Consider the following 18,263-nt stretch of genomic DNA (forward strand, 5'->3'; position numbering starts at 1 on the left):
CGACGTGAAACGGATCTGGACGGCCACTCAGAGCAGCGTGTCCGCGTACAGAAACAGTCCCGCGAGCGCGACCTCGAAGATCAGCGTGCCGACGGCCGACAGCGCGACGAACTGCCGATCGTCCATTTCGGCAAAGCCCGCGGGGACAGTGAGCATCCCGCGGGTGAAGAGCAGGGCGTTGCTCACGGGCACGACGATCGGGCCCCACTTCTCGAACCACCCGTCGAACCGGTCGAGTTTCGATTCGCTGATGCGAAACCACGACTTCGAGAGGAGGTATTCGCGACCGCCGCGCTGTGCCACCTTGAACAGCGCGTACTGGCCGAGCGTGGCTCCCAACACGGCGACGGCGAGCACCGGAATCAGCGCGTCGCCGCCGAGAAGCAAGAGCGATCCCGGGACGATGAGCTCGCTCGGCATGAAGTACATCAGCATCGCGCCTTCGAGCACGAAGACGCCGAAGAGCGCGAGGTACGCCCATTCGGATTCCAAGAGTGCCGTCAGCCGGGGAGGCATCGCGTCGAGTTGGAGGACCAGTGGCGGCACGTGCATCAACTGTACCTTTTCGGGAGATTCACAAACGTATTTCGTTCGCGTTCGGAGAGGACCATACCGGCCGCGACTCCGATGCGATTTTTTCCACTGGCCCCGAAACCCCGGTATGAACCTCACCGACCGGCCGCGACGGCTCCGACGCGACGGCATCAGGTCGCTCGTCAGCGAGACGGAACTGACCGCCCGAGACCTCGTCGCACCGGTCTTCGTCGACGCGACCACCGACGAGCGCGTGCCGATCGAGTCGATGCCGGGCCACGAACGCGTTCCCGTCTCTAATGCGGTCGACCGCGTCGAAGACGTGTTGGAGACGGGCGTCGAGGCGGTGATGGTGTTCGGGATTCCCGAGTCGAAAGACGAGCGCGGATCCCGCGCGTGGGCGCGAGACGGTGTCGTCCAAGCGGCCGTCCGGGACATCACGGCCGAAACCGACGCGTACGTGATCACCGACGTCTGTCTCTGCGAGTACACAAGCCACGGCCACTGCGGCGTGCTCGAAGCCGACGCCGAGTCGGACCCGACGCTCACCGTCCGGAACGACCCGACGCTCGAACTGCTCGCGAAGACCGCGGTCTCGCACGCCGACGCGGGCGCGGATATGGTCGCCCCGAGTTCGATGACCGACGGGATGGTCGGGGCGATCCGCGCCCGCCTCGACGACGCCGACCACGAGGACGTTCCGATCATGTCCTACGCGGCGAAGTACGAGAGCGCCTTCTACGGTCCCTTCCGCGACGCCGCCGACGGCGCGCCCGCGTTCGGCGACCGCCGTCACTACCAGATGGACCCCGCAAACGGGCGCGAAGCACTCCGGGAGGTCGCACTCGACGTCGAACAGGGCGCGGACGTGCTGATGATCAAGCCCGCGCTCGCGTACCTCGACGTCGTGCGCTCGGTCCGCGAGGCGTTCGACCACCCGGTCGCCGCGTACAACGTCTCCGGCGAGTACGCGATGATCCACGCCGCCGCGGAGAACGGCTGGCTCGACTTGGAGGGGGCGGCCCACGAATCGCTGCTCGCGATGAAACGCGCCGGAGCCGATCTCATCATCACGTACTTCGCCGAGGATCTCGCGGCGCGGCTCTGATCGAACCCCCCCGATAGTCTCTCCCTCGCGGCCGACGTACCCGTCGTCACGAACCCTGCCGCGCGCAACCTGAAACAGCCGATTTGGCAGGAATTGCCTGAACGAATGTCCAATATCTGTGGAGTAACTGCAGCCTTTCCAACACTCTTCAACCTTAGTCACCTTATATTCTTACCTAAATTATACGAATGTCTGGATAGACATAGGTATTTTAGACATATTCAACTCCAATCTTTATATATTTCCTCTCTTTGATCATCTCTCGTGATTCAATCCACGAAACACGTCGTATTTGGCGTATTGGTAGACAAACGTTTGGACAGTGAGGTGCTCGAATGAGCACGCTCTTACAGGTGGATCCGACCACCGTCGCGAACGGGATCAACAACGTCTGGGTCCTCGTAGTCACGTTCCTGATCTTCTTCATGCAGCCGGGCTTCGCCCTGCTCGAATCCGGGCAGGTCCGCGCGAAGAACGTCGGCAACGTGCTGATGAAGAACATGACCGACTGGATCCTCGGGACGCTGGTGTACTTCATCGTCGGTGCCGCCGTCGTAGGCATCGTCGGCGGCCTCACCTCGGGCGGTGACATCGCCGGCGCGTTCGCCCACATCGGCGACTCGAACGCGTGGATCGGGTGGCTCTTCGGCGCGGTGTTCGCGATGACGGCGGCGACGATCGTCTCCGGCGCGGTCGCAGAACGGATGAACTTCGACGCCTACGTGCTCTTCACCGTCCTGATGGTGGCAATCATCTACCCCGTCGTGGTCGGCTTCACGTGGGGCGGCGGGCTCCTCTCCAGTAGCGGCTTCATCGGCGGGGCGCTCGGCGCGGGCTACCTCGACTTCGCCGGCGCGACCGTCGTCCACATGTGCGGCGGCGTTGCCGGCTTGGTCGCAGCCAAGATGGTCGGCGCGCGCAAGGGCCGCTACGACTCGAACGGTAACAGTCAGCCGATCCCGGGCCACTCGATGTTGCTCGCGGTCCTCGGAACGTTCATCCTCGCGTTCGGCTGGTACGGCTTCAACGTCGGCACGCAGGCGACGATCCTCGCGGTCGCCGACGACGGTACGCTCACGTTCATGGGCTCGGCGCTCGGTCGCGTCGCCCTCGTGACGACGCTCGGTATGAGCGCGGGCGGTGCGATGGCGATGCTCACTTCCGCGCGCTACCAAGGGAAGCCCGATCCGCTCTGGACCGCGAACGGCATTCTCGCCGGGCTCGTTGCGGTCACGGGCGCGGTTCCCCACGTCACGTGGTGGGGCGGTGCGCTGCTCGGTGGACTGGGCGGTTTCCTCGTGCTTCCGGCGTTCCACTTCACCGTCGACAGACTGAAGATTGACGACGTCTGCGGCGTCTTCGCCGTCCACGGCGTCGCGGGCGCGGTCGGAACGGCGCTGATCCCGCTCTTCGCGGTCGGCGGCTTCGCGCTCAACCAGTTCGTGTTGCAGGTCGTCGGCGTCGTCGTGATCGCCCTGTGGACGGTCGTCGCCTCGGCGGTGGTCCTCGCGGTCATCGACGCGGTCGTCGGCCTCCGTGTGACCGAAGAAGAGGAGACCGAAGGCCTCGACGAGGGCGAACACGGCGTCTCGGTCTACCCCGAGTTCGTGCCGAACGAGAGCCGTGACGGCACCGTCGCGGCCGACGGCGGCGAACTCCGTACTGACGGCGGGAGCGTTCTCCACGGAGACGTCTCCACTCCGGGAAGCGTCACCGACGGCGACGCAGCGGCTCCGGACGCGGAGGTGAGCGGCGATGAGTGACTCGGAGACGCCGATCAAGATGGTGATGGCGTACATCCGTCCGGACAAACTCGGCGACGTCAAACAGGCGCTCGCGGGTGCCGGCGCACCGTCGCTGACGGTGACGAACGTCTCCGGACGGGGCTCTCAGCCCGCGAAGAAGGGGCAGTGGCGCGGCGAGGAGTACACGGTCGACCTCCATCAGAAGGTAAAAATCGAATGCGTCGTCGCCGACATCCCCGCCGAAGACGTCGTCGAGGCGATCCAAGACGGCGCACAAACCGGTGAACCGGGCGACGGGAAGATTTTCGTCCTCCCGGTCGAGTCGGCCTCTCAGATCCGGACGGGCGCGACGGGTCCCGACGCGGTCTGATCGGGATAATCGTACGCCCGCATCGAATTCTCTCCGGACTCGTTCGGTCCACGGATACCGCCCTTTTCTCGTCCGTCCGAGCGAATTCGGCGTGGAGTCGTCGAAGCCGCTGGACCGCCAGTTTCGAGAGCCGCTCGACCTCGCGGTATCGACGCCTTTTGATCGTTTTGTGCCTCGTCTCGAGAGCGTCCCCGCGGATTCGGACCGGATCCTCTCCCACGAAACAGCCCGCGACCCGGAGCGCGCGCGCCTATTCCGCCCCGATCTATCTGATTAGTTATACTATGTCCGTCGAGTTACTCGGCAACATTTGTCCTCCTTCTTCGGATTTCTTCCCCTTATATTCCTTTAATCCCATAGTAACTTTGACAGACGTCTGAATATCGAGGATAAATTTTACAAAATAAACGCTAAGTGTTTTAATACTCTATGTGGATAGAATCAGTCGAGATTCGCAAAACGAATCTGTCCAAAACTGACTAAATGATGTACGAACGTCCAAGCCAATTCGGTGCACCATCGACGAGAGGTAACGTATGCTGAGTGCGGCGCTTCAATCGGACCTGTCCGCGGTCGTAGAGGGCGTGAATATGATGTGGGTCTTGACGGTCACGTTCCTGATCTTCTTCATGCACGCCGGGTTCGCGATGCTCGAAGCGGGCCAAGTCCGCTCGAAGAACGTCGCGAACCAGCTGACGAAGAACCTGCTCACGTGGAGCGTCGGCGTCATAGTGTTCTTCCTCGCTGGCGCGGCGATCTCGACGATCGTCGGCGGCGCGACCGGCGGCGGCTCTTACTCCGTCGTCGGCGCGTTCACGGACCTCTACGCGCCCGAGTCGGGATCGGCTGGCGTCTGGGTCAACTGGCTCTTCGGCGCGGTGTTCGCGATGACGGCGGCGACGATCGTCTCCGGTGCGGTCGCCGGCCGCGCGAAACTCCGCGCGTACGTGAGTTACACGATTCTGCTCGCTGCGGTCATTTACCCCGTGGTCACGGGCTTCACGTGGGGCGGCGGGTTCCTCGACGCGCTGGGGTTCTACGACTTCGCGGGCGGCGTGATCGTCCACGCGATGGGCGGTATCGCCGGGCTCACCGCCGCGTGGATCATCGGCCCGCGCGTGAACCGCTTCAACGACGACGGCTCCGTGAACGTCATCCCCGGTCACTCGATGACGTTCGCCGTCCTCGGAACGCTCATCCTCGCGTTCGGCTGGTACGGTTTCAACGTCGGTACCTCGGCGTCGCCGCTGGCGCTCTCTGACTCGGGCGAAGTCGTCCTCGGTTCGTTCTCGACGGTCGGGCGCGTCGCGCTCGTGACGACGCTCGGAATGGCCGCCGGCGCGATCGGTGCCGCGGCGGTCGCGACGTACAAGACCGGCAAGGTCGACACGCTCTACGTCGCGAACGGCCTGCTCGCCGGGCTCGTCGGCGTCACTTCCGTCACCGACGTCATCGTCTGGCCCGGCGCGATCGCGATCGGCCTGCTCGCCGGCGCGCAGCTGCCGATCGTCTTCGAGTTCGTCGAGAAGCGCCTCAAGATCGACGACGTCTGCGCGGTCTTCCCCGTGCACGGCTCCGCCGGCGTCCTCGGCGCGCTCGCGTACCCGTTCGTCGCGACGGCGTTCTGGAACGGCAACGCGTCGTTCGTTTCGCTGGCGATCCCGCAGGTCGTCGGCGTCCTCGTGATCTCCGTCTGGACGTTCGCCGCCACGGCGCTCGTCTTCGGCGCGTTCCGCGCGGTCGGACAAGCACGCGTCTCCCAAGCGCACGAACTCGAAGGCCTCGATTCCTCCGAACACGGCGTCGACACCTACCCCGAGTTCGGCGGTCCCGATGACGCCGGCGCGCGCGTCGACGGCGGAGTGATCCGCTCCGACGGCGGCGTCGCCGACGTCTCCCCGAACTCGCACCGTGCCGAAACTGTTTCCGACGACGAAACCGAGAAAGACCTATGAGCGACACAGAATCCAACGATATCCCGATCAAGATGGTACTGGCGTACATCCGTCCGGACAAGCTCTCGGACGTGAAACAGGGGCTCGCGGAGATCGGCGCACCGTCGCTGACGGTGACGAACGTCTCCGGACGGGGCTCTCAGCCCGCGAAGAAGGGGCAGTGGCGCGGCGAGGAGTACACGGTCGACCTCCATCAGAAGGTGAAGATCGAGTGCGTCGTCGCCGATATCCCCGCCGAAGACGTCGTCGACGCCATCGCCGAGGCGGCCAACACCGGCGAGAAGGGCGACGGTAAGGTGTTCGTCCTCCCGGTCGAGTCGGCCCGACAGATCCGGACGGGCAAGACCGGTCCGGACGCGGTATAGCGCGCGTCGCCCTCGCGACGCCGAATCGACGCTCGCGGATGCGATTCGGAGACACTTCGGGAGCGCTTCGGAGAGAAAAAGCAAAGACGACCCCTCGTTCTTTTTCGGTGTGCAACTGACGCCAGTGACCGCCGTCGGGCTCGTCGTCGCGCTCGCGGGGTTCACGCTCCTCGATCGAGCGCGACGAGCCCGCGACGGCCGACGCGCCGCCGATGGTGATGCTGCCGGTGCCGACAGTGCCGCTGGTGGCGATACTGCTGGTGCCGCTGGTGTCGCCGATGCGGCCGCCGCCCGACCGCTCGACCTCCGCGAACACGCGTGGAAGTGGGTGGTTCCGACGGCGCTGCTCGTCGTCGTCGCCGCTGAGGGCAACTCGCTGGCGTCGATCGGCTGGCGGGTCGACGCTCCCGTTCGCCTCCTCCAGCAGGTCGGCCTCGGCGTCCTCGTCCTCTCGGGGCTGAACGTCCTCGCGGCACCGCTGTGGGCGCGCGTCGGTGACGGCGGCGAGAGCCTCACGGTGGGAATCGGCTCGTTCGCCTCCCTCTCGGTCCCCGAGCGGTTGTTTGTCGCGTTCACCGCTGGGGCGACCGAGGAGACGGCCTTCCACGGCTACGCGTTCGAACGGCTGTTGTCGCTCACCGGCAGCGTCCCGCTCGCCGGCGGCGTCGCCTTTCTGGCGTTCACGTTCGGCCACCTCGGCGACACGTGGGACCGCCACGCAGTGTTCCGGATCGCACAGCCCGCGCTGGTGACGACGCTCCTGTACCTCTGGTTCCGTTCGCTCCCGGCACTCATCGCGATTCACGCGCTGAACGACGCCCTGAGCCTCCTTCTCGCGGATCGATTTGCACCCGACGTCGACGAGCAGGCCGCGTCCGGCGTCGACGAGCAGACCGCGTCCGGCGTCGCAGCCGACGCGGAGACCGGCCCGGGCGCGGCGACCCTCGATTGGCTCCGCGGCGAGTGAGCCCGAATCGAAGCGGGCTCGTCCGCCGGTCCGCGGAAGCGACAAGGATTTTGCACACCCCGGACGAAGCGGCGCGTATGAGACACGACGAGTCGCGGGCGCTGTACGACAGAGCGCTTTCCGTGATCCCCGGCGGCGTCAACTCCTCGGTTCGGGCGACGCGGCCGTACCCGTTCTTCATCGAGCGCGGCGACGGCGCGCACGTCGTCGACGCCGACGGCAACCGCTATCTCGATTACGTGATGGGCTACGGCCCGCTCCTGTACGGCCACGAGATGCCCGACCCGGTCCGTGCGGCCGTCCAATCGCACGCGTCGGAGGGGCCGATGTACGGCGCGCCGACGGAGGTCGAAGTCGACCTCGCGGAGTTCGTCGCCCGCCACGTCCCCTCCGTCGAGATGATCCGCTTCGTGAACTCGGGGACGGAGGCGACCGTCTCGGCCGTCCGGCTCGCGCGCGGCTACACCGGCCGCGACAAGATCGTCGTGATGCAGGGCGGCTACCACGGCGCGCAGGAGTCGACGCTCGTCGAGGGGAGCTTCGAGAACGCCCAGCCGAGTTCGCCGGGCATCCCCTCGTCGTTCGCAGAGCACACCCTCCCGATCCCGTTCAACGACGCCGCGGCCGCAGAGCGCGTCTTCGAGGAATACGGCGACGAGATCGCGGCGGTGCTGACGGAGCCGATTCTGGCCAACACTGGCATCGTCCACCCCGTCGACGGCTACCACGAGCGACTCCGCGAACTGACCGACGCCCACGGCGCGCTCTTGATCTTCGACGAGGTCATCACGGGCTTCCGCGTCGGCGGCCTCCAGTGCGCGCAGGGCAAATTCGACGTCACGCCCGACGTGACGACGTTCGGCAAGATCGTCGGCGGCGGCTTCCCGGTCGGTGCGATCGGCGGGAAGGCGGAGATCCTCGAAGGGTTCACGCCCGCGGGCGACGTCTTCCAGTCGGGCACCTTCTCGGGGCATCCGGTGACGATGGCCGCGGGCTACGAGTCGCTGAAATACGCCGCCGAGAACGACGTCTACGACAACGTGAACCGCCTCGGCGAGCGCCTTCGAGAGGGAATTTCGGACATCGTCGCCGACCAAGCGCCCGCCTACACGGTCGTCGGCACCGACTCGATGTTCAAGACGGTCTTCACGCGCGAGGGGCCCGAAGCGACCGACGACACCGGGGCCGGCGACGCGACGGTCTGCGACGCCGGCTGCGTTCAGGACGAGTCGTGCGCGCGGTACGACTACTGCCCGAAGACGGGCGCGGACGTCGCCGACGCAGAGACCGAGCGCTGGGAGCGGATCTTCTGGCAGGAGATGAAAGAGCGGGGCATCTTCCTCACGGCGAATCAGTTCGAGTCGCAGTTCGTCTCCTACGCGCACACCGACGAGGATGTCGAGGAGACGCTCGAAGCGTACAAGGAAGCGCTCTAACACCGGTACTGCCCCATATCCGGGCTCGCCCCCGCCTTTTTGTACGATAGCGGCGAAAGGCCGCGTATGAGCAGCCCTCCACACGACGAGCCGACGGACGACACCGACGACCCCGTCGACGACCCCAACGAGCCGACTGCCGGCCGAGACGACCCCGGAGGGGAAACGGACGACCCGTCGTCGACGCACGACCCCGGAATCGGCCGCCGCGAGACTCGCGAGTCCGGCGCGTCGAGCCCGGTCCGCGAGGACACCCGGCCGGGCCCTCGCGGCGACGACCCGTGGACCGGCACTGGCGGGACCGAATCGACCGGCGCGACCGGCGCGGCGACCTCGCAGTCGACCGCCGAGAAGGACTTCGACGACCCGATCGGCGGCTTGCTCCCCCGCGCGAGCGTCGATTCGCGGTGGTGGTACTGGATCGCGGCGATCCCGCTGTACGTCGTTCTCGGCGGCCTGCTCGCGATCCTGTTCGTCGGCGCGTTCCTCTTCGATCTCTTCCTCACCGGCGGCATTGCCACGATCTTCGGCGCGTTCATCGTCGTCCCCGTCTTGGGACTGCTCGGCCTCGTGCTGTCGATTATGTACCCGATCGCGACGTACGTCGACGCGCGGGCCATCGCCGAGTCCGACGCCTCGTGGACGCCGGACCCGCTCGTCTGGGGGCTCGCGGCGCTCGCGACCGAGGTCCTCAGCGCGTTCACGCTCAGCGTCGTACTCGCGATCTACTACCTGTACAAGCGCCACGTCGCGGTCGGAACGCCCTGAATCAGGGACGAAGTACGCCCGAATCCGCCGCCACGTCCGCTGGTGAGCGAGCGGCGTCGACGCGACGGAAGTGGTGGCCTTTTCACCCGTGGCCGCCGAGGATGCGTCAATGACTACTCGCGGGACACTCCGACTGGCGACGCGGGGCTCGGATCTGGCGCTTCGGCAGGCGGCGATCGTCCGGGAGACGCTCGAAGACCGCCGGTTCGACGTCGAGCTCGTCGAAGTCGAGACGCGCGGCGACCAGATCAGAGACGAGCTCATCCACCGCCTCGGCAAGACCGGCGCGTTCGTCCGCGCGCTCGACGAGAAGGTGCTCGACGGCGAGGTCGACGCCGCGGTGCACTCGATGAAGGATATGCCCACCGAAGGGCCGAACGAACTCGTCGTCGCGGGCGTTCCGATGCGCGAGTCGGCCGCGGATCTGCTTCTCACGCCCGACGGAACCGAACTGAAGAACCTTCCCGCCGGTTCCGTCGTCGGCACTTCCTCGCTTCGACGGAAGGCACAGCTCCTCGCCGAGCGCCCCGACCTCGAAGTCGAACCGCTCCGCGGCAACGTCGATACGCGGATCGAGAAGCTGCTCGCGCCCGAACTGCAGGCCGAACACGAGCGGCGCGTCGACGCCGACCGCAACGAGGGCCCCGACAGCAAAGGCGACGAGGCAGTCGAGGAGTTCGATCAGTCGATCGAGGAGTGGTTCGACGGCCTCGCGGAGATCGAGCGCCGCGCGCTCGAACGAGAGATCGACACCGAGTACGACGCCATTGTCCTCGCGGAGGCGGGACTCCGACGCACGGGCCTCTTGCACCACGTCGAGTACGCCCGGTTCGACCCCGCGACGTTCGTGCCCGCGCCCGGGCAGGGTGCCATCGCGATCACCGCCCGCGCCGATAGCGAGGCGACCGAGGAGATCCGATCTGCCGTCGATCACCCGCGGACACGTGTCGAAACGACCGCCGAGCGGACGGTGCTCGCGGAACTCGGCGGCGGCTGCATCGCGCCGATCGGCGTCCACGCGAAGCTGCAGGGCGAGTACGTCCACGTGAACGCGCGCGTGCTCTCCGCCGACGGCGAGGACGAGGTGGCCGCGAGCCGCGACCTCCCGGTCGACGATCACGCTAACGCCGCCGCGGCGTTCGCCGCCGACCTCGCAGAGCGCGGTGCCGACGACCTGATAGCCGCGGCGCGCGAAGCCGCGGAGGAGTGACGATGGCTGAGGAAGATCCCGCCCCGATTGTCGACGCGGATTCGACCGACACTGCCGGGTCGACTGGACCGCCCGGCACCGTCTACCTCGTCGGGAGCGGCCCCGGCGACCCGGAACTGCTGACCGTCAAGGCGCGGCGTCTCCTCGACGAGGCTGACGTCGTGCTCCACGACAAGCTCCCCGGGCCGGAGATCCTCGATTCGATCCCCGAGGACAAGCGCGAGGACGTCGGCAAGCGCGCGGGCGGCGAGTGGACGCCGCAGGAGTACACGAATCGGCGACTCGTCGAACTCGCTCGCGAGGGCAAGGACGTCGTCCGGCTGAAGGGCGGCGACCCGTTCGTCTTCGGCCGCGGCGGCGAGGAGATGGAACATCTCGCCAGCGAGGGTATCCCCTTCGAGGTCGTGCCCGGAATCACCTCCGCGATCGCGGGACCCGGAACCACCGGCATTCCGGTCACCCACCGCGATCACACCTCTTCGGTCTCCTTCGTCACGGGCCACGAGGATCCGACGAAGGAGGAATCGGCGGTCGATTGGGAAGCGCTTGCGGCGACCGGTGGGACGCTCGTGGTCCTGATGGGCGTCGGCAAACTCCCGAAGTACACGCAGGCGCTGCGCGAGGCCGGGATGGATCCGGAGACGCCGGTCGCGCTGATCGAGCGCGCGACGTGGCCGGAGATGCGCGTCGCGAGCGGAACCCTCGACGACATCGTCGACGTACGGGACAGAGAGGGGATCGAACCCCCCGCGATCACCGTCATCGGCGAGGTGGCGGCGACCCGGGCGCGCGTCGTCGAGTTCCTGCGGAACCGCACTGGAACGGAGAAGCCGGCGGAATCGGAGGAGCCCGCGAAATGACCCGCGACGTCCACGTCGCGGTCTTCCGCCCGGATGACGAGCGGATGGCGGAGGCAGTCGAACTGCTCGAATCGCTCGGCGCGGTCCCCGTTCCCGATCCGATGCTCGAAGTCGAACCGACGGGAGCGGTTCCGAACACCGGAAACGCGGGAGACGGCGCTTCCGTCGACCTCGTCGTCCTGACGAGCAAGACCGGCGTCGAGATTCTCGACAAGGCCGGATGGACGCCGGGAACGGCCACGCTCGCCTGTATCGGGCCGCGGACCGCGGCCGCCGCGCGCGCCGCGGGCTGTACGGTCGACGCCGTCCCCGAGGAGTACACGTCGTCGGGACTCGTATCGACGCTCGAAGGCGTCGTCGACGGGATGCGCGTCGAAGTCGCACGCAGCGATCACGGCAGCGACGTGCTCCTCGACGGGCTTCGTGAGGTGGGCGCGAACGTGCACGAAACGGTCCTCTACCGGCTCGTCCGACCCGAGGGCTCCGGGCAGTCGACGGTGATGGCCGCCGGCGGCGACCTCGACGCCGTCTGCTTCACCTCGTCGCTCACCGTCGAGAACTTCCTCGCGGCCGCGGAGGAACGCGGCGTCCGCGAGGAGGCCGTCGCCGGCCTGAACCGCGCGGTCGTCGGCGTCATCGGCGCACCCACCCGAGAAACGGCCGAAAGCCACGGCATCCGCGTCGACGTCGTCCCCGACAACGCGACGTTCGACGAACTCGCTGCCGCCGCCGTCGAGGAAGCCGCGCCGACGTACCACGAGTGAAGAACCACGGACTATTGTTCGACAACTGACCCCCCCGACGATGGCGACTATACAACTATCGGGGTGGGACTGGAAGGGGCCGCGCTCTCGACTCGGAGGGCTCGCTGCGGTCCTCATCGCTCACTACGTTCGATCTTGCGGTCCTTACTTCGCCTGCCTTCGTCGAGAGCTCGGGGGCTTCCGAGGGCGTCTACACACCACTCTCGCATCACACGCTACTGTCAACACACACGTACGGGCGTGGGTTTAAATCCGAGAGCGACTCAGGGCCGGGTATGAGCGCGGACACGACGACGAGCGCCGACGGGCCGGTTCCCGAACTCCGCGAGCGGGCCGTCGCCTGCGCGGACCGGCTCAGAGACGCCGACCGCGTGCTGCTCGCGTCCCACATCGACGCCGACGGACTCACGAGCGCCGCCGTCGCCGCCGCGGCCCTCGAACGCGCGGGGATCCCGTTCGAGACCGTGTTCGCGAAACAACTCGACGAGAAAGAGGTCGCCCGGATCGCCGCGACCGACTACCGGACGGTGCTTTTCACCGACTTCGGGAGCGGCCAGTTGGACGTCATCGCGCCCTACGCGGCCGACGGCGCGTTCACGCCGGTTGTCGCCGACCACCACCAGCCAGCCGAACTGCCGGACGACCTCGACGAACCCGACCACCACCTGAATCCGCTGCTGTTCGGCCTCGACGGCGCGTCGGAACTCTCCGGGGCGGGCGCGAGCTACGTCCTCGCTCGCGCGCTCGAACCGTCAGACGGCGACAACCGCGACCTCGCGGCGCTCGCCGTCGTCGGCGCGGTCGGCGATATGCAAGCAACGGACGGCGGCCTCTCCGGTGCGAATCAGGGCATCGTCGACGAGGGCGTCGCCGCGGGCGTCGTCGAGGAGGCGACCGATCTCCTCGTCTATGGGCGACAAACGCGACCGCTGCCGAAGTTCCTCGAATACGCCAGCGACGTCCGGATTCCGGGGATCACGAACGACGCCAACGGCGCGATCGAGTTCCTCTCGGAACTCGATTTGGACCTGAAGGAAGGCGGCGAGTGGCGTCGCTGGGTCGATCTCACGATGTCGGAGCGCCAGACCGTCGTGAGCGGCCTCCTGAAACGAGCAATCGCCTCGGGTGTCCCCGCGAGCCGGATCGACGCGCTCGTCGGGACGACCTACACGCTGACCGAGGAGGCCCCCGGAACCGAACTCCGAGACGTCAGCGAGTTCTCGACGCTCCTGAACGCGACGGCTCGGTACGAGCGCGCGGACGTCGGCCTCGCGGTCTGTCTCGGCGATCGAGAGGGCGCGCTCGACCGCGCTCGGACGCTGCTGAGAAACCACCGTCGCAACCTCTCTGAAGGCCTCCAGTGGGTGCAAAACGAGGGAACAACCGTCGAGGACAACGTCCAGTGGTTCGACGCCGAAACGAGGATCAGAGAGACCATCGTCGGCATCGTCGCCGGGATGGCGGTCGGCTCCTCGGGGATCCGCGGCGACGTTCCGATTCTCGCCTTCGCCGAGAAGTCCGACGAGGAGGTGAAGGTCAGCGCCCGCGGGACGCACGCGCTCGTCCGTCAAGGGTTGGATCTCTCCACGGTGATGCGCGAGGCCTCGCGCGCCGTCGACGGCGACGGCGGCGGCCACAACGTCGCCGCGGGCGCGACGATCCCGACCGGCTCACGCGAGGCGTTCGTCGCGGAAGCGGACCGGCTCGTCGGCGAACAGTTGTCGTAGGTGAGGATGTGGCGTCTATTGGATGTTGATATCGCTGAATTTGGTTTATGAAGTGGTAGGCGGTAGCGCTGTGTGCGCGTTCGATAGGTGGAAGTAGCTCTGTATCTACCGATTTTAGCCTCACGCGTCTTCGTGAGCGTCTCGTCAGTCTCGCGAAGCCTTGGCTGTTGAGACACGCGAAACTACTCCCGTGGTGTTCCGGAGAATTCGGTGAACCGCTTCAGAGTGTAGTCGATACACCGCTCCATTGTGTACGACGAATGAGTCTCGTTGTGAGCATCGTAACGCGGATCTGTCGAGTGCGAATCCCGACTGCGGTCTGATGCAGCATTCGCCAGCAACTGCCCCGGGTGTTGCCGACGAGTGCTGCTGTCACGGCTGACACTCACTGCGGTATCGCATCGTCGAAATATCTCTCTCGTCGGCGGACCACTCCTCATCCGTCTCGTCAGCGTTCAAATACGTGGGTAACACCTGTGAGCACTCCACCAACCCTTCCTCTCCACTCGGCTGGCCAACCGGCAGGTGAGATCAGAAGGAGACTCTCGAAGTAGATCTCGCTTTTCGATCAACCACAGCACGCTCTAAATGCCGCTAGTGTTGATAACGGCGTCAACGACGACGTAGCGCCCGACACGCGTTTATTCGATGATCGACGATTTCGCTGTCTCCTCTCTCGATATATCCTATGATGCTACATACAACACCAACGAATCGTTGACGGCGATCGTCCTACTCGGCGATCTTTCGATAGAACGCCACCGAAAACACGGAGAAAAACCCCCCGAACAGGGTTCCGAGCACGAGTACGCCCACTCCAACGCCGGCGAGTACCGGGAGCGACGGCGCGGGCGCTGCGTTCCCCATCACAGACGTCGTCGTCCCCTGCGAGAGCAACGCCGACGCTCCGGCGAATCCGAGACCGGCGAGTGACCCCACAACGCCGGCGAGGAGCACGTAGCCGATCGTGCTCAGGAGATTTTCGCGAACGACGGCGATGCTCCGTTTGAGTCCCTCGACCGCGTCGCGACCTTCGAGGACGATCGCCTGCCCGTAGAACTGCAGGAAGAACACGACGAGCAGGTACGCGAGGATTCCGATCGCGGCGACGACGCCGAGCGCGACGAGGACCGCGAGGTTCGGTCCGCCGAACTGCCCGCTGCCGATGAGCAGGACGCTCCCCGCGATACCGGCGACGAAAGCGACCATTCCGAACGTGAAGTTCACGGCGAGGAGCACGAGATACGCGACGAGGATCGCCACGTAGTGGCGCTTCCCGCTTTCGAGGAACGTCGCGAACGAGGTCCGCCCGTCGAGCGCCTCGTCGGCCATCGCGAGCAGTCCGCCTTGGAAGAAGGGGATCGCCGCGATCGAAAGCAGTGAGACGAGCGCCGAGGCGACGCCGGCGAGGATCGGATTCACCGACTGCAGGAGCAGCACGGGTAGTTGGACGAGCATTACGACGAGTACCGGAACGAACAGTATCGGATTTCGAACGAGAGCGCCGGGGCTCTCTCGGAGGGCAGTCAGGACGGCCATACGCTGACTGATCCGGGGAACGACATAAACCTACGCCGCACTCCTGATTCGCTGTCCGGACGCCCCGGGACGAAAACCGGTTTGTACCGTCGGCGGCGAACGCAGGAGTATGACCGACTTCGATCCCGAGAAGTTCGAGGATAAATACGCCAACTACTTCCCCGAACTCCAGCGCGCGTACAAGAACGCCTTCGAGACGATGAACGACGCGTACGACTCCGAACTCGTCCACGCTATCGACCAGCAGATCCTCAACGAGTCCGAGCCGTTCTACGAGGACGGCGACTTCCGGATCGAACTCCCCGAGAATCCGACGGAACGACTGACCGCGGTCGTCGTCGACGACGAGAAGCTCTCCGGCGTGTTGGACGCGTACGTCGAGGAACTCCGCCGACAGCACCGTCGCGTGTTCGGGATGGACGCCGACGAGTGAGGCTCGAATTTGTGAATCGACCGGCCCGCTCGTGGCGTGAACCAAAGGCCTAAGCCGATTGACGCCCAAGCCGAGAGTATGAGCACGGACGCTGCAGGCGGCGACGACGACCTGAAAGAGCGCGTCACGAACTTCCTGCGCCGGAACTTCCCGCAGATTCAGATGCACGGCGGATCAGCGGCGATTCAGAACCTCGACCGCGAGAGCGGCGAGGTCACGATTATGCTCGGCGGCGCGTGTTCGGGCTGCGGTATCTCACCGATGACGATTCAGGCGATCAAGAGCCGGATGGTCAAAGAGATCCCCGAGATCGAGATGGTCCACGCCGAAACCGGGATGGGCGGCGGTGGCCACGACGACGGAATGGCTCCGTCGTTCCCCGGCGAGGAGAGCAGCGAGGACGCCGACAGCGACGAAGGTCCGCAGGCCCCGTTCTAACCGAAATTCGGTCCTTCGCCGGTTTTCGCGTTTCGCTGACGTCGCAGGACCGGTGGCTCTTTGACGTCGTCGATGAGATGTGAGAGTATGACCACCGAATCACCCGAGAACGTTCTCTTCGTGGTGATGGACACGGTTCGGAAGGACCGGCTCACTCCCTACGGCTACGACCGTCCGACGACGCCGAATCTAGCAACCTTCGCCGAGGAGGCGACCGTCTTCGAGGAGGCAGTCGCGCCCGCGCCGTGGACACTCCCCGTGCACGCGTCGCTTTTCACCGGGATGTACCCCTCGCGGCACGGTGCGGATCAGGAGAACCCCTACTTGGAGGGCGTGACGACGCTCGCGGAAACGCTCTCGGCGGCGGGATACGACACCGCCTGTTACTCCTCGAACGCGTGGATCACGCCGTATACGCACCTCACCGACGGCTTCGACGATCAGGACAACTTCTTCGAGGTGATGCCCGGCGAGTTCCTCTCGGGGCCGCTGGCCCGCGCGTGGAAGGCGATGAACGACAACGAGGCGCTTCGGGCCGTCGCGGACAAACTCGTCAGCCTCGGCAACACCGCCCACGAGTACTTCGCGGGCGGCGGCAGCGCCGACTCGAAGACGCCCGCCGTGATCGACCGAACGAAGGCGTTCATCGAAGAGTCCGAAAAGTCGTTCGCGTTCATCAACCTGATGGACGCGCACCTGCCGTATCACCCGCCCGAGGAGTTCGCAGCGGAGTTCGCACCCGGCGTCGACTCGACCGACGTGTGTCAGAACTCCAAGGAGTACAACTCCGGTGCGCGCGAGATCGACGCCGACGAGTGGGCGGACATCCGCGGCCTGTACGACGCCGAAATCGCGCACATCGACGACCAGCTCGGGCGGCTGTTCGACTGGCTGAAGGCGGAGGGTCGCTGGGACGACACGATGGTCGTCGTCTGCGCGGACCACGGGGAGCTACACGGCGAACACGACCTCTACGGGCACGAGTTCTGCCTGTACGACCCGCTCGTGAACGTCCCGCTGATGGTGAAACACCCCGAACTCGACGCCGATCGCCGCGAGGACCAGGTCGAACTGCTCGATCTGTACCACACCGTCCTCGACGCGCTCGACGTCGACGGCGGGACACCCGCCTCGTCCGGTGGCGACGTGGTCGCGCTCGATCGGACGCGCTCGCTCGTCTCCGATTCCTACCGCGAGTTCGCCGGCGTCGACGACGACACCGACGCGGCCGGGCGTGACCCCGGAAAGCGCGGCGGCGGCGAGTACGCCTTCATCGAGTACTCCCGACCGGTCGTCGAACTGAACCAACTCGAGGAGAAGGCCGCCGACGCCGGGCTCACGATCCCGAGCGACTCGCGGTTTTACTCCCGAATGCGCGCCGCGCGCCGCACCGACGCCAAGTACGTCCGGATCGATCGGATCGCCGACGAGGCCTACCGCCTCGACGACGACCCCGGCGAGACCGAGAACGTCGCGGGCGAGGGTGACCCGAGTATCGAGGACGTCGACGAGACGCTCGCGGACTTCGAGTCGGCGATCGGCGGCGCGTGGACCGACGCGCTCGACGACGACGTCGACGACGACACCGTCGACGAGATGGACGACGAGGCCCAAGAGCGGCTTCGAGACTTGGGGTATCTCGAATAGACCCACCTTTTTCCACGGAGGGGTCCTGCGGACCCCTCCGCGCAAAAACCTGTCTTGCTGAGCGGAGCGAAGCAAGGCTCGTGAGACGCGGAGCGTCTCACGGCGGAGGGAAAAATGCCGAGCGTTCGGCCTTCGGCCTCACGCTCGGTGAATCGTGCGAACGGGGTTCGAAAGGACCCTCGTTCGCGCGAATGCCTCTGTGCGGCAGTAGGTACTTTGCACCGCGCGTTGACTGTGATCTATGACCAGTCGAGACGACGACGAGGACAGCGAAATCAACGAGACCCTCGACCGGCTCGTGGACTTCCTCGCGACGTATCTACCGTGAGATCGGTCTCCGCAAAGGAATCTCCCGAACCAACGAGTGACGCGCGGAAGGGGTCGAAAAACACGAAAT

17 protein-coding genes are annotated in these 18,263 nt (G+C 66.0%); 15 read left to right on the forward strand and 2 right to left on the reverse strand.

Annotation, left to right across the window (positions count from 1 at the left end; all coding sequences use genetic code 11):
- Positions 1-27 precede the first annotated feature (27 nt).
- Complete coding sequence (locus U5919_RS09630) at positions 28-552, reverse strand: DedA family protein (protein WP_336023960.1); 525 nt, start codon at positions 550-552, stop codon at positions 28-30.
- Between the two features lie 109 nt (positions 553-661).
- Here U5919_RS09630 and hemB point away from each other — a divergent pair, with 109 nt between their 5' ends.
- The 12 genes from hemB to recJ all read left to right on the forward strand — a co-directional run bounded on the left by hemB (position 662) and on the right by recJ (position 13,809).
- Positions 662-1,642 (forward strand): porphobilinogen synthase, encoded by a 981-nt coding sequence (gene hemB / locus U5919_RS09635; RefSeq protein ID WP_336023961.1) that lies wholly within the window; start codon positions 662-664, stop codon positions 1,640-1,642.
- 335 nt (positions 1,643-1,977) lie between these two features.
- A complete protein-coding gene (locus U5919_RS09640; RefSeq protein ID WP_336023962.1) occupies positions 1,978-3,405 on the forward strand; it encodes an ammonium transporter in 1,428 nt (475 codons plus the stop codon).
- Positions 3,398-3,757 (forward strand): nitrogen regulatory protein GlnK1, encoded by a 360-nt coding sequence (gene glnK1 / locus U5919_RS09645; protein ID WP_336023963.1) that lies wholly within the window; start codon positions 3,398-3,400, stop codon positions 3,755-3,757. The genes U5919_RS09640 and glnK1 (U5919_RS09645) overlap by 8 nt, the downstream gene beginning before the upstream one ends.
- Positions 3,758-4,293: 536 nt before the next feature.
- The gene (locus U5919_RS09650) at positions 4,294-5,712 is read left to right on the forward strand and encodes an ammonium transporter (RefSeq protein ID WP_425604214.1); all 1,419 of its coding nucleotides are present in this window, start codon (positions 4,294-4,296) and stop codon (positions 5,710-5,712) included.
- Positions 5,709-6,077 carry a nitrogen regulatory protein GlnK1 gene (gene glnK1, locus U5919_RS09655; protein ID WP_336023965.1) on the forward strand — a complete coding sequence of 123 codons (369 nt, stop codon included), beginning with the start codon at positions 5,709-5,711 and terminating at the stop codon, positions 6,075-6,077. The genes U5919_RS09650 and glnK1 (U5919_RS09655) overlap by 4 nt, the downstream gene beginning before the upstream one ends.
- 109 nt (positions 6,078-6,186) lie before the next feature.
- On the forward strand, positions 6,187-7,044 hold the full coding sequence (locus tag U5919_RS09660; protein ID WP_336023966.1) for a CPBP family glutamic-type intramembrane protease: 858 nt from the start codon (positions 6,187-6,189) through the stop codon (positions 7,042-7,044).
- Between the two features lie 77 nt (positions 7,045-7,121).
- Positions 7,122-8,480, forward strand: a complete 1,359-nt coding sequence (gene hemL / locus U5919_RS09665; protein WP_336023967.1) for a glutamate-1-semialdehyde 2,1-aminomutase — start codon at positions 7,122-7,124, stop codon at positions 8,478-8,480.
- A 66-nt stretch (positions 8,481-8,546) separates the two neighbouring features.
- The gene (locus U5919_RS09670; RefSeq protein ID WP_336023968.1) at positions 8,547-9,248 is read left to right on the forward strand and encodes a hypothetical protein; all 702 of its coding nucleotides are present in this window, start codon (positions 8,547-8,549) and stop codon (positions 9,246-9,248) included.
- 109 nt (positions 9,249-9,357) lie between these two features.
- Complete coding sequence (gene hemC, locus U5919_RS09675) at positions 9,358-10,458, forward strand: hydroxymethylbilane synthase (RefSeq protein ID WP_336023969.1); 1,101 nt, start codon at positions 9,358-9,360, stop codon at positions 10,456-10,458.
- Positions 10,459-10,460: 2 nt separating this feature from the next.
- Positions 10,461-11,318, forward strand: coding sequence for a uroporphyrinogen-III C-methyltransferase (gene cobA, locus U5919_RS09680; protein ID WP_336023970.1), 858 nt, complete (start codon positions 10,461-10,463; stop codon positions 11,316-11,318).
- Positions 11,315-12,082, forward strand: a complete 768-nt coding sequence (locus tag U5919_RS09685; protein WP_336023971.1) for a uroporphyrinogen-III synthase — start codon at positions 11,315-11,317, stop codon at positions 12,080-12,082. Before cobA ends, U5919_RS09685 begins: the two co-directional genes overlap by 4 nt.
- A gap of 275 nt (positions 12,083-12,357) precedes the next feature.
- Positions 12,358-13,809: a RecJ family nuclease gene (gene recJ / locus U5919_RS09690; protein WP_336023972.1), complete on the forward strand. Its 1,452-nt coding sequence runs from the start codon at positions 12,358-12,360 to the stop codon at positions 13,807-13,809.
- Positions 13,810-14,541: 732 nt separating this feature from the next.
- Here recJ and U5919_RS09695 read toward each other — a convergent pair.
- Complete coding sequence (locus tag U5919_RS09695) at positions 14,542-15,348, reverse strand: DUF7847 domain-containing protein (protein ID WP_336023973.1); 807 nt, start codon at positions 15,346-15,348, stop codon at positions 14,542-14,544.
- A gap of 109 nt (positions 15,349-15,457) precedes the next feature.
- On the opposite strand from U5919_RS09695, the gene U5919_RS09700 reads away from it, so the two are divergent.
- The 3 genes from U5919_RS09700 to U5919_RS09710 all read left to right on the forward strand — a co-directional run bounded on the left by U5919_RS09700 (position 15,458) and on the right by U5919_RS09710 (position 17,866).
- Positions 15,458-15,781, forward strand: coding sequence for a DUF5783 family protein (locus U5919_RS09700; protein ID WP_336023974.1), 324 nt, complete (start codon positions 15,458-15,460; stop codon positions 15,779-15,781).
- 78 nt (positions 15,782-15,859) lie between these two features.
- Positions 15,860-16,219, forward strand: coding sequence for a NifU family protein (locus U5919_RS09705; RefSeq protein ID WP_336023975.1), 360 nt, complete (start codon positions 15,860-15,862; stop codon positions 16,217-16,219).
- An 87-nt stretch (positions 16,220-16,306) separates the two neighbouring features.
- Positions 16,307-17,866: a sulfatase gene (locus U5919_RS09710; RefSeq protein WP_336023976.1), complete on the forward strand. Its 1,560-nt coding sequence runs from the start codon at positions 16,307-16,309 to the stop codon at positions 17,864-17,866.
- Positions 17,867-18,263 lie beyond the last annotated feature (397 nt).

The sequence above is a fragment of the Halobellus sp. LT62 genome (assembly GCF_037031285.1).
Classification (GTDB): domain Archaea; phylum Halobacteriota; class Halobacteria; order Halobacteriales; family Haloferacaceae; genus Haloquadratum; species Haloquadratum salinisoli.